This is a genomic window from Streptomyces sp. SAS_270 (assembly GCF_052543295.1).
Genome location: NZ_JBMNDS010000013.1, coordinates 80317 through 95541 on the forward strand (window position 1 = coordinate 80317; position 15225 = coordinate 95541).

Consider the following 15225-nt stretch of genomic DNA (forward strand, 5'->3'; position numbering starts at 1 on the left):
TCGCTCCTCGCAAGGGGTGCGGCGGGCGCCGTCGTGTGCGGACGCGGGGCCCCGGCACGCGTATGTTGATCGTCATGCCGACCAGCCCAGCTGCCGCCAGTCCGCTGCCCAACTCCCGCACCGAGCCCGACGGTTCGGCCGTGATCAGGGTGCTCAGCTACAACATCCGCTCGATGCGCGACGACACCGACGCGCTCGCCCGGGTGATCACCGCCTGCGAGCCCGACCTCGTCCTCGTCCAGGAGGCCCCGCGCTTCTTCCGCTGGCGCAAGAAACTGGCCCGGCTCGCGGCCGCGTCCGGGCAGGTCATCCTGTCGGGCGGCGCCACCGCCGCCGGACCGGCGTTGCTGTGCTCGCTGCGGGCGACGGTGGAGCGCACCGAGGACGTCCTGCTGCCCCTCACCCTCGGCGAGCACCGGCGCGGCTTCGCCACCGCCGTCGTACGCTTCGGCGGCGCCCGGCTCGGCGTACTGAGCTGCCATCTCTCGCTGCGCAAGGACGAGCGGTACGAGCAGGGCGGCATGCTCCTGGACCGGCTGGCCGGCCTCGGCACGCCGTACGCCGTCGCGGGCGGCGACCTCAACGAACGACCCGACGGCCGCACCTTCAAGCGCCTCGCTACAGCCCTGACGGACTGCCGGCCGGCCGCGCCCTGGGGCGGCGAGCACACCTGGACGCCCGGTAACCCCTACCAGCGCATCGACGCGATCCTCGCCACCGAGGGCGTCGAGATCCTGGGCTGCGGCGTCCCGCACGGGCTGCCGGGGGTGACGGAGGAAGACCTGACGGCGGCCACGGACCATCTGCCGGTGCTGGCCGCGCTGAGAGTGCCGGCGACCTGAGCCCCGACCTGTCCGGCAGGCCGGACGGAGTCCGGCGCAGCCGTTCGAAGCCTGTGAGGCACTCCGGGGCCGAGCAGTGCGAGGGCGGCGTTGAGAGGTACTGCCCTGAAGGCGGCCACGGACCACCTGCCGGTGCTGGCCGCGCTGAGAGTGCCGGCGGCCTGATCCCCGACTTGTCCCGGCCAGCCGCTCTCTGTGGCCCGGCGTCCTGGGCGGTGCTCAGACCACCGCGCCGCGTCCGGGGTCGTCCTCGCCCTCGTCGTCGCCCTTCATGCGCATCACCAGGGTCGCGAAGCCGCCCAGGAAGCCGCCGATGCCCACGGTGGCCAGCCACCAGGTCATGTCCCAGCTGAGCAGGACCGCCAGGAGCAGCAGGAGCGGACCGCCGATCACGGCGAGCCAGGCGAACTTGGCGGTGGCGTCTGCGGCGGGCAGCGGAGGCGGCTCCGGCGGGACGAAGTGGCCCTCGTCCTCGTCGTCGAAGTCCTCCTCGGAGGGCTCCGGCGACTGGTAGTCGCGTGGGCCGCCGACGCCGGGCGCGAACGCTACGGAGCTGCCGAGGGGCTGGGCCGCGGCGGGCTTGTCGCCGCCCTTGTCCTTCAGCGGTCCGGCGGTGTCCTCGGCGTCGCCGCTGTCGTTCGTCTCGGGCTCCAGGAGCGCAAGGTCCTCGACCGACTTGAACGGCTTCGCGCCGGGCGGGTCCTTCGGCTCCTCGCCGTACCCCTCGACGATCGCCTGCCAGGCGGCGTCCTCGTCGAACGGCACGCTCTGCTCGTCGCCGAGAGGCTCGCCGACGGGCACGCCCTTCTCATCGGGCTCGCCGCGCTCCGCCTCGTGCTCAGCCACCGGTGGCCGTCCCTTCCTTGCCGACACTGGGCGCGAGCCGGCCGATGAACGCGTAGCTCTCCTCGAAGATCCGGTCCGCATCGTGGTCCAACGTCGCGACGTGGTAGCTCTGTTCCAGCAGGATCTCCGTGACGTCCGTCGAGGACACCCGGCTCAGGACGCGCGCGGAGTCGGCGGGCGGCACGACATGGTCCTGCGGGCTGCGCAGCAGCAGCATCGGCTGCGTGACCTGCGGCAGCTCGCGGTCGACCACCTGGAAGAAGCGGCGCAGCGAGTGGGCCGCGTGCAGCGGCACCTTGTCGTACCCGATCTCCAGGCCGCCCTCCTTCGCGATGTCGCTGGCGATCCCCGGCGCCGTACGGACGAAGTGGCGGGCCACCGGAAGGGCGTACGCGGCGAGGCCGTGCACCTTGTTCCCCGGATTGACGACCACGACGCCGCTCACCTCGTCACCGTGCCTGGCGGCCAGCCGCAGCGCCAGCGCGCCGCCCATGGAGAGGCCGAAGACGAAGACCTGGGCGCACCGCTCACGCAGGGCGCGCAGCTCGCGGTCCACCTCCGCGTACCAGTCCTGCCAGCCGGTGAGCTGCATGTCCTCCCAGCGGGTGCCGTGCCCGGGCAGCAGGGGCAGCGCGACGGTGAGGCCGCGCTCGGCGAGGTACTCCGCCCAGGGGCGCATGGACTGCGGGGAACCGGTGAAGCCGTGGCAGAGGAGGACGCCGACCTCTCCGCCCTCGTGGCGGAACGGCTCGGCTCCAGGAAGGACCGGCACCTCGGTCTCCTGTTCATCAGGTCGAATCGGCAGGTCGAATCGTCAGGTCGATTGCAGGTACTTCACCGTACGCGACCGCACTGACACCGACCAGGGTCGTCGCTGACACCGGCCAGGGGCGTCGGGGCCTTTGACAGCGCTCCGGGTTAAGGTCTGATCCACAGATACAGGAAGGCAGTGGGTTGATCTACGGCGCAATGAAGTTTTCCATCGGGGGGCCGCTGAAGCTCGCCTTCAGGCCCTGGGTGGAAGGCCTCGAGAACATTCCCGCCGAGGGCCCCGCCATTCTGGCCAGCAACCACCTCTCGTTCTCGGACTCCTTCTTCCTGCCCGCGGTCCTCGACCGCAAGGTGACCTTCATCGCGAAGGCGGAGTACTTCACGACGCCCGGGCTCAAGGGCCGGATGACCGCCGCCTTCTTCAAGGGCGTCGGCCAGCTCCCGGTGGACCGCTCCGGCGCGCGCGGCGCGGGCGAGGCGGCCATCAAGAGCGGCATCGATGTCATCGAGCGCGGCGAGCTGTTCGGCATCTACCCCGAGGGCACGCGCTCGCCCGACGGCCGTCTCTACCGCGGCAAGCCCGGCGGCCTCGCGCGCGTGGCGCTCGCCACCGGCGCGCCCGTCATCCCGGTCGCCATGATCGACACGGAGAAGATCCAGCCGCCCGGCAAGGTGATGCCCAAGCTGATGCGCCCGGGTATCCGCATCGGCAAGCCGCTCGACTTCAGCCGCTACAACGGCATGGAGCACGACCGGTTCGTCCTGCGCGCGGTGACCGACGAGGTCATGTACGAGATCATGAAGCTCTCCGGCCAGGAGTACGTCGACATCTACGCGACGGCCGCCAAGCGGCAGATCTCCGAAGCGGCGAAGGCGGAGAAGCAGGCACAGAAGGAAGCCCAGAAAGAAGCACAGCAGGAAGCGCAGCAGGGAGCACAGCCGGAGCCGGAGCAGGAACGCTCCGGCTCCTAGACGCGTTCGTCGAGGTGGGGGGAGAGCACATGGCGAAGCGCGTACAGGTCATGCGGATGTCGGTCGAGCTGCCCCTGTGGCGTGCGCTGACCGCGTACCGCGTGCTGACCATGCTGTACGCGGTGGGACTCTTCGCCACCGCGTACGACAGGTTCGCCCGCCCCTGGGTGGCCATCGCGTACTTCGCCGTGCTGTGCGTGTGGACCCTGGCCACCCTCCCCAGGGTCGCGAACGCGGCCAGCTGCACCAAGCGGTTCCTCACCGCCGACCTCACCATCGCGCTCGTCGGCATCCTGCTCACCCGGGTCGCCGACGCCTCGTACCGCATCGACGGCGGTGGCCCCACCCTGCCGTCGATATGGACCGCCGGTTCCGTCCTGGCCTTCGCCATCAAGGGCGGTTGGCGCTGGGCGGCCTTCGCCTCCACGCTCGTCGCGGCCGTCAACATCATCGAGCGCGGCGCCCCGACCCGCGACACCGTCCACAACGTGATCCTCGTCTGGGTCGCCTCGATCGCCATCGGCTACGTCGTCGAGGTCGCCCGCGCCTCCGAGCGCACCCTCGCCCGCGCCCTGGAGATCGAGGCCGCGACCCGTGAGCGGGAGCGGCTGGCCCGCGACATCCACGACGGTGTCCTCCAGGTCCTCGCCATGGTGCAGCGGCGCGGCACCGCGCTCGGCGGCGAGGCCGCGGAGCTGGGCCGGATGGCGGGCGAGCAGGAGGTGGCGCTGCGCACGCTGGTCTCCGGCGGCATGGTGCCCGTCTCCCGGGTGTCCGAGGACGCGGCGCTCGGCGCGGTGGTCCGAGCGGTCGACGAGCCGGACGAGGACGAGGGCCCCGTCGATCTGCGCTCGCTCCTCGCCCGCTACGCGGCTGCGCGCGTGACCCTCTCCGAGCCCGGCGCCCCGGTGCCGCTCGCGCCGGCCGCCGCCAGGGAGCTGGCCGCCGCCGTCGGCGCCGCCCTGGACAACGTCCACCGGCACGCGGGGGACGACGCCCGCGCCTGGATCCTGGTCGAGGACGAGCCGGACGCGGTGATCGTGACGGTGCGCGACGACGGCCCCGGCATCCCGGAGGGGCGGCTCGACCAGGCCGAGGGCGAGGGCCGGCTCGGGGTGGCGCTGTCGATCCGCGGGCGGCTGCGCGACATCGGCGGCACGGCCGAGCTGATCTCGGTCCCGGGACAGGGCACGGAAGTCGAGTTGAAGGTACCGAAGGACCCGAAGGGTCCGAAGGACTCACGGGGGAAGGCAGAACAGCGATGACGGACAGTACGGACGAGCGGCAAGGCCCGATCAAGGTCATGGTGGTCGACGACCACCCCATGTGGCGCGACGCGGTCGCCCGGGACCTGGCCGAGTCAGGCCTCGACGTGGTGGCCACGGCCGGCGACGGCGAGCAGGCGGTGCGCCGGGCCCAGGCCGTCGCGCCCGACGTCCTCGTCCTGGACCTGAACCTGCCCGCCAAGCCCGGTGTCCAGGTCTGCAAGGAGCTCGTCGCCGCCAACCCGGCCCTGCGCGTCCTCGTGCTGTCCGCCAGCGGCGAGCACGCCGACGTACTGGAGGCGGTGAAGTCCGGTGCCACCGGCTATCTGCTGAAGTCGGCGTCCACGGAGGAGCTGATCGACGCAGTGCGCCGCACGGCGGTCGGCGACCCGGTGTTCACGCCCGGCCTCGCGGGCCTGGTCCTCGGCGAGTACCGCAGGCTCGCCTCCGAGCCCGCGCCCACCGGCAGCGCCGACGAACCGAAGGCCCCGCAGCTCACCGACCGCGAGACCGAGGTGCTGCGGCTGGTCGCCAAGGGCCTCAGCTACAAGCAGATCGCCGAGCGCCTGGTCATCTCCCACCGCACGGTGCAGAACCACGTCCAGAACACCCTGGGCAAACTGCAGCTCCACAACCGCGTGGAGCTGGTGCGATACGCGATAGAACGCGGCCTCGACGACGAGTGAACCGGCGCGCGTAAACCGCGCGGCACCCACCTTCGAGTGAAGGCGAGTGATCAACACCCGTACAAAACACTGGAATTGACCTTCCTGGGCATGCCGAAGTGACCTGGATCACTATTAGCGTGAGCCGCGTCAGGTATCTGCGTGCAGCAGGCCGCTGCGGCGAAGGGACATTTCCATGCGGGTCGGAGTACTGACCGGAGGCGGCGACTGCCCCGGGCTCAACGCCGTCATCCGGGGCATCGTCCGCAAGGGCGTGCAGGAGTACGGCTATGACTTCGTCGGCTACCGGGACGGCTGGCGAGGTCCACTGGAGGGCGACACCGTCCCGCTCGACATCCCCGCGGTGCGCGGCATCCTGCCGCGGGGCGGCACCATCCTCGGCTCCTCGCGGACCAACCCCCTCAAGCAGGAGAACGGCATCCGCCGGATCAAGGAGAACCTCGCCAAGCAGGAGGTCGACGCGCTCGTCGTGATCGGCGGCGAGGACACCCTCGGCGTGGCCGCGAGGCTGGCCGACGAGTACGGCATCAAGGCCGTCGGCGTACCGAAGACCATCGACAACGACCTGTCCGCCACCGACTACACCTTCGGCTTCGACACCGCCGTCGGCATCGCCACCGAGGCGATCGACCGGCTGCACACCACCGCCGAGTCGCACATGCGCGTCCTCGTCTGCGAGGTCATGGGCCGGCACGCGGGCTGGATCGCCATCCACTCCGGGCTCGCGGGCGGCGCCAACGTCATCCTCATCCCCGAGCAGCGCTTCGACGTCGACCAGGTCTGCGCCTGGGTGACCTCGCGCTTCAAGGCGTCGTACGCGCCGATCGTCGTGGTCGCCGAGGGCGCCATGCCCAAGGACGGCGACATGGTCCTCAAGGACCAGTCTCTCGACTCCTTCGGGCACGTACGCCTCTCGGGCGTCGGCGAGTGGCTCGCCAAGGAGATCGAGAAGCGCACCGGCAAGGAGGCCCGGACCACGGTTCTCGGCCACGTGCAGCGCGGTGGCACCCCCAGTGCCTTCGACCGCTGGCTCGCCACCCGCTTCGGCCTGCACGCCATCGAGGCCGTCCGGGACGGCGACTTCGGCAAGATGGTCGCCCTGCGCGGCACCGACATCGTCCGCGTCCCGATCGCGGAGGCCACGGCCAAGCTGAAGACGGTGGACCCGAAGCTGTACGAGGAGGTCGGGGTCTTCTTCGGCTGACCCGGCATCCCGGGGTTATGGGCCGTATATTCGCCGTACCCGAGCGGTATTCGGCCCATAACCCTGCAGAACGGGAGAAGACGTCTTGGAGATCCTTGCCTTCGGTGTCCAGGCCGACGAGCGCCCCCTGATCGAGAAGGCCTTCGAGGGGCACCACGAGGTCCGCTGCGTAGGGGTCTTCCTCAACGAGGACACGGCTCCGATCGCGGCGGGCTACGAGATCATCTCCACCAGCGTCAACGCCGATCTCGGGCACCGGGTGCTCCAGACCCTCGCGGCCGGCGGCACGCAGCTGATCGCCCAGCGCTCCACCGGCTTCAACAACATCGACCTCAAGGTCGCCGAGCGCCTCGGGATGACGGTCGCCCGGGTCTCGTACTACTCGCCGTACTCGGTCGCCGAGTTCGCCTGGACCCTCGCCATGGCGGTCAACCGCCGTATCGTGCGCGCCTCCAACCGCACCCGCGACTTCGACTTCCGGCTCGACGGACTGCTGGGCCGGGACATGCGCGGCCGCACCGCAGGCGTCCTCGGCACCGGCAAGATCGGCGAGGCGTTCACCCGGATCGCCCACGGCTTCGGTATGAACCTGCTCGGCTGGGACATCGCCGAGAATCCGGCCTGCGTCGAACTCGGCATGAAGTACGTCCCCAAGGACCAACTCCTCGCCGAGTCCGACCTGATCACCCTGCACGTACCGCTGATGCCGCAGACGCAACGCCTCATCGACGCGGCGGCGCTGCGCACCATGAAGGACGACGCGATCCTGGTGAACTCCAGCCGCGGCGGTCTGATCGACAGCGCGGCCCTCGTCGCCGAACTGCGCGAGGGCCGCTTCACGGGCGTCGGCCTCGACGTGTACGAGGCGGAGGCGGGCCTGTTCTTCCTCGACAAGTCCCTGGAGGCCGTCGAGGACGACACCCTGGCCCGCCTCGTCACCTTCCCGAACGTCCTGGTCACCTCCCACCAGGCGTACTACACCGTGGACGCCGTCGGCCAGATCATCGACGCCACGGTGCAGAACGTCCTCGACTACAAGGCGGGCCGCCGCTCGGAGAACGTGCTCGTCCCGCGCAGCTGACCGATCAGCTCCCGTACGACACCGGTGCCGCGCAGCGTCAGCACCGACTCCGGGTGGAACTGCACCCCGGCGAACCCGGGAGCGCGCAGCGCGTGCACCTCGCCGCTCGCGCTGCGGCTGACCTCGATGCCGTGGGCCGCCAGCTCGACCCCCGTCTCGTCGTCGCAGCGGGCCACGAAGCTGTTGTAGAAGCCGACGGTCTCGGTCCTGCCGAAGAGGTCGATCTCGACCTGCGCCCCCTGGTAGGGGACCTCCTTACGGACGATCTCCAACCCCAGTTCGGCTGCGATCAGCTCGTGCCCGAGGCAGACGCCGAGCACGCCGTGCCGGTGGTCGCGGATCACCTCGGCGGTCAGGGCGCGCAGGAACCGCATCTTCGGGTCGGCCGCGTCCGAGGGATCGCCCGGACCGGGGCCGAGCACCAGCGGGCCCTCGTGCGCGAGGACCGCCTCCCGCAGCCCCGGCTCGTCGTAGCGCCGTACGGTCACCTCCAGGCCCGAGGAGCGCAGCACATGCGCCAGCATCGCCGTGAACGTGTCCTCGGCGTCCACCACGAGCGCGTGCCCGGTGAGCTCCGCGGCCTGCTCCTGCATCCGCAGCCAGAACGGCGCGAGCGAGGCCCGCCGCCCGTCGAGCGCCGCCCGCACCCGCGGGTCGTCCGCCAGCTTCGGCCGTACGTCCTTCGCGCGCGGCCGCCCGGGACGGACGCCCAGCGCGGCCAGCACGCCGGCCGCCTTCGCATGCGTCTCGGCGACCTCGCCGGCCGGGTCGGACCCCCGTACGAGCGTGGCGCCCACCGGCACCCGCAGCCGGCCGTCCGCGTCGATGTCGGCGGTCCTGATGAGGATGGGGGAGTCGAGGGTCTGCGCCCCGCCCGCGTCCCGCCCGATCAGGGCCAGCGCACCCGCGTAGTAACCGCGCCCGCCGACCTCGTGGCGCTCGATGACCCGGCAGGCGTTCTGCACCGGCGACCCGGTCACGGTGGCCGCGAACATGGTCTCCTTCAGCACCTCGCGCACGTCCAGCGTGGACTTGCCCCGCAACTCGTACTCGGTGTGCGCGAGATGGGCCATCTCCTTCAGCCGCGGCCCGATCACCACCCCGCCCCGGTCGCCGACCGTGCACATCATCTTGAGTTCCTCGTCGACGACCATCGAGAGCTCCTCGATCTCCTTGCCGTCGGCGAGGAAGGTCAGGAGGTCCTCGGGTGTCGGCCCCTCGGCGGGGTAGCGGTACGTGCCGCTGATCGGGTTCATCACGACGGTCCCGCCGGACATCCGCACGTGCACCTCGGGGCTCGCCCCGACCAGCGTCCGCTCCCCGGTGTGCACGACGAACGTCCAGTACGCGCCCCGCTCACCCTCCAGCAGCCGCCGGAACAGCGCGAGGGCGTCGGCCCTCCCGAACCCCGGGATCTCGCCCTCGTACGTCCGCCGGATCACGAAGTTGGCGCCCTCGCCCCGGCCGATCTCCTCGTGCAGAACACGCCCGACGATCTCCGCGTACTCCTCGTCGTCGACGTCGAAGCCGCCGGCCCGCACGCCGACGTCGTGCGCGGGCAGCTGCGACAGCACGTCGTCGAGGGGGAGTTCGTAGGTCTCCTCGGGGCTCAGCACCGCGAGCGGCGTGCCGTCGTCGCGGACGTCGAAGCCGCGCTCCCTGATCTGGCGGAACGGGACGAGGGCGAGCCCCTCGGGGATCTCGGCCAGCCGCTCGTAGGCGGTCACCGGGCCGATCAGCAGCTCCACCACGTCATGCCCGTGGCCGGGGGTGCGGCGGCGCAGCAGGGCGAACGGGCGGGGATCGTCGAGCAGGTCGAGCAGGTTCATCGGTCCTGTTCCTTCTCTCGGGTCTCGGAGCGTGCTCGGAGAGTTCTGGGAGAGGGGCGGCCCGGGTCCGGAAACACCGAAGGCCGCCCCTGGGGCGGCCTTCGCGAAGTCTTGCGTACGCGCAGTCAGTGGGCCGCCGGATGAGCGGTCCACCACCAGTTCTGGATCGAGTGCGCGAACATGCGAGGCACCCTACCCGATCCGGACAAGCGTGAGCGGCGTCTTCTGTCACCGACCTCGGCGGCCGGGCCGCGCGGCCGGGTCCCGGCACGTCTGCCGACCGGGCCCTTCACCGGCGGCGCACACCACCCTCACAGCGGTTTCGAGAGGGGTGCGAAGGCTGAAATGTTCAGCGATGAACAGGTATTGGTTGACATGCTCATGTCGTAAAACCCACTCTTCACACGGACCGCCTCCGCCACCCGCGGGGCGGTCCGACACCCCCGGTTTGCAGCAGACCGCACTCGACCGAGGAGAGAGTCATTTCCGTACAACGTTCATCGATGAATCGCCCGAGAGCGAACCGGCGCGCCGCACGCGTGCTCACCGTGCTGGCCGCCGTCACGGCGCTCGGCACCGGATCGCTCGGCACCGCGCAGGCATCGGACCAGAGCTCCGGCCCCACCACGGGCTCCACCACCGAAGTCACCTACAGAGGCCACGAGTTCACCGTCCCCGCCTCCTGGCAGGTCGTGGACCTCGACAAGCACCCGGAGGCCTGCGTCCGCCTCGACCGGCACGCCGTCTACCTCGGCACCCCCTCCGTCCGGCAGCACTGCCCCGCGGACGTGACGGGCCGGACCGAGGCCCTGCTCGTGCAGCCCGCCGAGGCGACCGCCGGCGCCGAGCGCGTCACCGAGAACCGCACCGCCCGCACCTACCGGGCCACCGCGGACCGGATCGCCGTGACCGCCGCTTACGGCAGCGACCGTACGGAGATCCGGCGGATCCTGCGCAGCGCCGGACTGCCCGTCGCCGCGGCGAAGGCCGAGCAGCCGTCCCAGGCGCCCTCCGCCCTGGCCGTCCCGGCGGACGCGACCTCCTTCCAGGGCAAGGGGTTCGACGCCTGCACCGCCCCGAGCCAGGCGACGATGGACGCGTGGAAGGCCGACTCGCCCTACGGCGCCATCGGCATCTACATCGGTGGCGTCAACCGCGGCTGTTCCCAGGCGAACCTCAGCGCCCAGTGGGTGCAGACGCAGTACACCAAGGGCTGGCGCTTCTTCCCGATCTACGTCGGGCCGCAGGCCGAGGCCGGCTCGGGCAGTTGCACGGGCGACTGCCAGGTCATCACCGACCCGGCGCCGCAGGGCATCGCGGCCGCCGACGACGCGGCGGCGCAGGCCGGCGCCCTGGGGCTCGGCCAGGGTTCGGTGCTCTACAACAACCTGGAGCAGTACAACCGCGGGGGAGCTGTCACCGCTCGGGTTCTCACCTACCTCGACGCCTACACCAAGCGCCTGCACGAGCTGGGCTACCGCTCCGGCGCGTACGGCAGCGTCTCGTCCCTCGTCACCGACCTGGTCGCCAACGCGGGTGCCGTCACGCTGCCCGACGTGATCGACTTCGCGCGCTGGAACGACCAGGCCACCACCGACGACCCGGCGATCCCGGCGAACCTGTGGGCCGATCACCAGCGCATCCACCAGTACGCGGGCGACCAGAGGGAGACCCACGGCGGTGTCACGATCGGCATCGACCGCAACCAGCTGGACGTGGGTGCCGGAGGCACACCCCAGCCCCCGCAGCCCAAGGACACCAAGCTCGCCTGGACCGGCCCCGGCACCGTCTCCAACGGCTCCCCGGCCAAGCTCTCCGCGACCCTCACCACCGACACCGGTGAGCCCGTGGCCGAGCGGAAGGTGAGCTTCACCCTCGGCGCCGCACAGACCTGCGAGGGCACGACGGACGCGCAGGGCGCCGCGAACTGCACGATCGCCTCCGTGGACCAGCCGCTGAACGCCGACGCGACCGTGCCGGTCAAGGCGGCCTTCGCCGGCGACGACGCGTACAAGGCCTCGGCGGTCGCGGCGACCGTCAAGCTGCAGTACGTCACCGGGCGGGCGTACGGCCTCTCGGCGGCCGTCTCGCTGCTCGGCCTGCCGATCGGGATCCAGCCGACCCCGGACACCGGCACCGTCCGCACCGCCGGAGCGGGGGCCACGGCGCCGCCGTGCACGTCGAACATCAGCGTCCTGGTCATCAACGCCAGGACGCTGTGCGCCAAGGTGGAGAGCAAGGTCGGCCCGAGCAGCGCCACTTCCACGGCCTCGCTGGAGGAAGCGAGCATCGGTCTGCCGGGGCTGCCCGTACTGGGCCTGTCCGGCATCAAGGCCGTCTCCACCAGCAGCTGCACGGCGGTCACCGGCAGCACCGACCTGAAGCTGACCGTGGCGGGCGTGGAGGTGAAGCTCGACGGCGCGCCCGACACCACCGTCGACCTTGGCGTCGTAGGCACCAAGCTTGTGGTGAATGAGCAGGTCAAGGTGGACGGCGGCCTCACGGTCAACGCGGCTCACCTGACTGCTCCCGGTGTGGACGTGGTCGTCGCGTCGAGTACGACGGCCGCGCACAACTGCGGCTGACAGCACCGTCGCCGGGCCCCTCCGCCTCCGGGTGGAGGGGCCCGGTGTGTGTGCGGGCGGGCTTTGGTGAGGGCTCGCTTCAGTCGCGCCGCAACAGGGGATGCAGCACCGTCTCCAGGTAGTGCCGGAGCGCATCACTCGAAGGCAGGGCCGACGGCACGGCGTGCGCGAGCTGCGTGTGCCCGAGATAGGTGCTGTAGGCGAGCAGGCCGCGGTGTCGTGCCTCCGCCTCCGGGAAGCCCAACTCGCCGAAGAGCCGGGCCACATAGGAGATCCGGCGCAGCGTGACCCGTTCGAGCGCCGACCGCACCCGCGGGTCGTCAGCGGTGGCCAGCAGCGAGACCTCCAGCGGGTCCTGGGCGGCCGCCGCCATGGCCTTGGAGAACAGCCGGCGCAGCCGCCGCTCCGGATCGGGCTCGGTCTCCAACTCGGTGATGGTGGCCTCGGTCTCGGTCTGCGCCCAGCGTTCGAGCGCCGCCTCGATGAGTGCGTCCCGGTTCGCGAAGTGCCAGTAGAAGCTGCCCTTGGTGGCACCGAGCCGGACGGCCAGCGGTTCCACGGCGACCGCGGCGAGTCCGCCCTCGCTGATCGCGGTGAGCGCGGCGTCCGCCCAGTCCTCGGCACTCAACCGGGGCTTCCCTGCCGTCTGTTGCCCTCGGGGCCCTCGTTGCGCCATGACCATACGGTACCGTACGGTGAACCATACGCCAGCGTATGGAGGTGTTCGATGAGCGCGATACGCAACGTCCACGAACGAGTCGTCGAGGCCCCGGCGGAAACCGTCGGCGCCCTGCTCGACCGGGTCTCCGCCGAGGACGACCCGGTCTTCCCGGTCCCCGCCTGGCCCCCGATGCGCTTCGACCGCCCGCTCGGCGTGGGCGCGAAGGGCGGCCACGGCCGGGTGCGCTACGCCGTCACGGCGTACGAACCGGGCCACCGCATCCGCTTCGCCTTCGGTCCGCCGGGCCACGGCTCCCACGAGCTGACCGTGGAGCCGCTGGGTGAGCGGCGCTGCCGGGTGCGGCACGTCCTGGAGCACGACCTTCGGGGCACCGCCCTGCTCGGCTGGCTGCTCGTCGTCCGCCCGGCGCACGACACCGTGATCGAGGAGCTCCTCGACAACGTCGAACGCGCGGTGGCCGGCGCCCCCGCACACCCGGTCCGCTGGTCGCCCCAAGTACGGCTGGTCCACCGCCTCCTCTGGCCGCGCCCGAAGACCGTCGCGACCCCCGAGGGCGCCCTGCTGATCCGTGGCGCGCTCGACCGCCCCGGGTACGAGGACGCGTACGCGATGGAACTGCGGCCCGGCATGCCCACCGATCCGCAGCGGTGGACCGGCATCCTGCGCGACGCCTTCCCCGTCCTGGCCCGCACGGACGGCGAACTGCTGCTCGACGTGAACACGGCAGGCCTCAAAGCGCGCGCCTCCATCCTCGTGGACGAGCGGTACGTGACCCTCAGCACGGCCGTGCGCGCCGACAGCACCCGCGCCCGGCTCTACTGGGGAGTGGTCAGGCAGGTGCACCCCTTCATGGCCCGCACCATGCTGCGCCGCACCCACCGCGCTCTCGCCCTGGCCGCACCGAGCGCGGCGGAGCGGGCCGGCCGCGTCGAGGGCCGACGGCGGTAGGAGGCGGGCGGAGATCGCGGAGCACCGCCGATCGAGCGCGGTCCGTCTCACTTGATGAGCAGGGGGATGGACGCCGGACACGACCCCGTAATGTTGTGGAGGTGACCGTGAACGCTAAGTCCAGCGCAAGCGCTGGCAACACCTGGCGAGACCTTCCCGCGGCGCAGCAGCCCGAGTACCCCGATGCCGAGGCTCTGCGCGATGTGATCGCGGACCTCGAGTCGTATCCGCCGCTCGTCTTCGCCGGCGAGTGCGACCAGCTGCGCGCCCGGTTGGCGTCCGTCGCCAAGGGAGAGGCGTTCCTTCTCCAGGGCGGCGACTGCGCCGAGGCCTTCGACGCGGTGTCGGCCGACCACATCCGCAACAAGCTCAAGACCCTGCTCCAGATGGGCGCCGTGCTCACGTACGCCGCCTCGGTGCCGGTCGTGAAGGTCGGAAGGATCGCCGGCCAGTACTCCAAGCCGCGCTCCAAGCCGGTCGAGACCCGCGACGGCGTGACGCTCCCGACCTACCGGGGCGACTCCGTCAACGGCTTCGCCTTCACCGAAGAGGCCCGCATCCCGGACCCCGAGCGCCTGAAGCGGATGTACAACGCCTCCGCCTCCACGCTCAACCTGGTGCGCGCCTTCACCACCGGCGGTTACGCCGACCTGCGCCAGGTGCACGCCTGGAACCAGGACTTCGTGAAGTCGTCGCCGTCCGGCCAGCGCTACGAGCAGCTGGCCCGCGAGATCGACAACGCGCTGAACTTCATGCGGGCCTGCGGCACCGACCCGGAGGAGTTCAGGACCGTCGAGTTCTACGCCTCCCACGAGGCGCTGCTCCTCGACTACGAATCGGCGCTGACCAGGGTCGACTCGCGCACCGGGCAGCTGTACGACGTCTCGGGCCACATGGTGTGGATCGGTGAGCGCACCCGCCAGCTGGACGGCGCGCACATCGAGTTCGCCTCGAAGATCCGCAACCCGATCGGGATCAAGCTGGGCCCGACGACGACCGCCGAGGACGCGCTGCAGTACATCGAGCGCCTCGACCCGGACCGCGAGCCGGGCCGCCTCACCTTCATCGTGCGGATGGGCGCGGACAAGGTCCGCGACAAGCTGCCCGAGCTGGTCGAGAAGGTCACCGCCTCCGGTGCGACCGTCGCCTGGATCACCGACCCGATGCACGGCAACACCTACGAGGCGGCCTCGGGCCACAAGACCCGCCGCTTCGACGACGTGCTCGACGAGGTCAAGGGCTTCTTCGAGGTCCACAAGGGCCTCGGCACCCACCCGGGCGGCATCCACGTCGAGCTCACCGGTGACGACGTCACCGAGTGCGTGGGCGGCGGCGACGAGATCTTCGTCGACGACCTGCACCAGCGCTACGAGACGGCCTGCGACCCGCGCCTGAACCGCAGCCAGTCCCTTGACCTGGCCTTCCTGGTCGCGGAGATGTACCGGGACCAGTAGTAGATCAGGAACGGGTTCGCCTGTTACCGGCACGTGAAGTGGGGGGCGGATCGTATGTGA

At 71.1% G+C, this 15225-nt stretch carries 14 protein-coding genes; 9 read left to right on the forward strand and 5 right to left on the reverse strand.

The features are described from left to right. Nucleotides 1–74 precede the first annotated feature (74 nt). Nucleotides 75–842, forward strand: a complete 768-nt coding sequence (locus ACN6LB_RS11960; RefSeq protein ID WP_445025790.1) for an endonuclease/exonuclease/phosphatase family protein — start codon at nucleotides 75–77, stop codon at nucleotides 840–842. A 219-nt stretch (nucleotides 843–1061) separates the two neighbouring features. Here ACN6LB_RS11960 and ACN6LB_RS11965 read toward each other — a convergent pair whose 3' ends face one another. Both ACN6LB_RS11965 and ACN6LB_RS11970 read right to left on the reverse strand, forming a co-directional pair. Beyond that, a complete protein-coding gene (locus ACN6LB_RS11965; RefSeq protein WP_445025791.1) occupies nucleotides 1062–1688 on the reverse strand; it encodes a hypothetical protein in 627 nt (208 codons plus the stop codon). Beyond that, nucleotides 1681–2460: an alpha/beta hydrolase gene (locus tag ACN6LB_RS11970; protein ID WP_445025792.1), complete on the reverse strand. Its 780-nt coding sequence runs from the start codon at nucleotides 2458–2460 to the stop codon at nucleotides 1681–1683. Before ACN6LB_RS11970 ends, ACN6LB_RS11965 begins: the two co-directional genes overlap by 8 nt. A gap of 197 nt (nucleotides 2461–2657) precedes the next feature. On the opposite strand from ACN6LB_RS11970, the gene ACN6LB_RS11975 reads away from it, so the two are divergent. The 5 genes from ACN6LB_RS11975 to ACN6LB_RS11995 all read left to right on the forward strand — a co-directional run bounded on the left by ACN6LB_RS11975 (nucleotide 2658) and on the right by ACN6LB_RS11995 (nucleotide 7667). Then, nucleotides 2658–3431, forward strand: a complete 774-nt coding sequence (locus ACN6LB_RS11975; RefSeq protein WP_356139879.1) for a lysophospholipid acyltransferase family protein — start codon at nucleotides 2658–2660, stop codon at nucleotides 3429–3431. A gap of 29 nt (nucleotides 3432–3460) precedes the next feature. Continuing rightward, nucleotides 3461–4696, forward strand: coding sequence for a MacS family sensor histidine kinase (gene macS, locus ACN6LB_RS11980; RefSeq protein ID WP_445025793.1), 1236 nt, complete (start codon nucleotides 3461–3463; stop codon nucleotides 4694–4696). Next, a complete protein-coding gene (locus ACN6LB_RS11985; RefSeq protein WP_445025794.1) occupies nucleotides 4693–5382 on the forward strand; it encodes a response regulator in 690 nt (229 codons plus the stop codon). Before macS ends, ACN6LB_RS11985 begins: the two co-directional genes overlap by 4 nt. A 175-nt stretch (nucleotides 5383–5557) precedes the next feature. Next, on the forward strand, nucleotides 5558–6586 hold the full coding sequence (locus ACN6LB_RS11990; RefSeq protein WP_356139882.1) for a 6-phosphofructokinase: 1029 nt from the start codon (nucleotides 5558–5560) through the stop codon (nucleotides 6584–6586). Nucleotides 6587–6671: 85 nt separating this feature from the next. After that, nucleotides 6672–7667, forward strand: a complete 996-nt coding sequence (locus tag ACN6LB_RS11995; RefSeq protein ID WP_445025795.1) for a 2-hydroxyacid dehydrogenase — start codon at nucleotides 6672–6674, stop codon at nucleotides 7665–7667. On the opposite strand, the gene ACN6LB_RS12000 is transcribed toward ACN6LB_RS11995, so the two are convergent. Further along, entirely contained in the window at nucleotides 7619–9496 is a 1878-nt protein-coding gene (locus ACN6LB_RS12000) for an anthranilate synthase family protein (protein WP_445025796.1), read from the reverse strand. The genes ACN6LB_RS11995 and ACN6LB_RS12000 overlap by 49 nt on opposite strands. Nucleotides 9497–9621: 125 nt before the next feature. Next, nucleotides 9622–9678: a trp operon leader peptide gene (locus ACN6LB_RS12005; protein WP_076973970.1), complete on the reverse strand. Its 57-nt coding sequence runs from the start codon at nucleotides 9676–9678 to the stop codon at nucleotides 9622–9624. Between the two features lie 321 nt (nucleotides 9679–9999). On the opposite strand from ACN6LB_RS12005, the gene ACN6LB_RS12010 reads away from it, so the two are divergent. Beyond that, complete coding sequence (locus ACN6LB_RS12010) at nucleotides 10000–12081, forward strand: choice-of-anchor P family protein (RefSeq protein WP_445025797.1); 2082 nt, start codon at nucleotides 10000–10002, stop codon at nucleotides 12079–12081. A gap of 79 nt (nucleotides 12082–12160) precedes the next feature. Here ACN6LB_RS12010 and ACN6LB_RS12015 read toward each other — a convergent pair whose 3' ends face one another. Beyond that, nucleotides 12161–12763 carry a TetR/AcrR family transcriptional regulator gene (locus ACN6LB_RS12015; RefSeq protein ID WP_445025798.1) on the reverse strand — a complete coding sequence of 201 codons (603 nt, stop codon included), beginning with the start codon at nucleotides 12761–12763 and terminating at the stop codon, nucleotides 12161–12163. A gap of 45 nt (nucleotides 12764–12808) precedes the next feature. Here ACN6LB_RS12015 and ACN6LB_RS12020 point away from each other — a divergent pair, with 45 nt between their 5' ends. Both ACN6LB_RS12020 and ACN6LB_RS12025 read left to right on the forward strand, forming a co-directional pair. Further along, nucleotides 12809–13711, forward strand: a complete 903-nt coding sequence (locus tag ACN6LB_RS12020) for an SRPBCC family protein (RefSeq protein WP_445025799.1) — start codon at nucleotides 12809–12811, stop codon at nucleotides 13709–13711. A gap of 101 nt (nucleotides 13712–13812) precedes the next feature. Continuing rightward, nucleotides 13813–15165: a class II 3-deoxy-7-phosphoheptulonate synthase gene (locus tag ACN6LB_RS12025; protein ID WP_445025800.1), complete on the forward strand. Its 1353-nt coding sequence runs from the start codon at nucleotides 13813–13815 to the stop codon at nucleotides 15163–15165. Nucleotides 15166–15225: the final 60 nt, after the last annotated feature.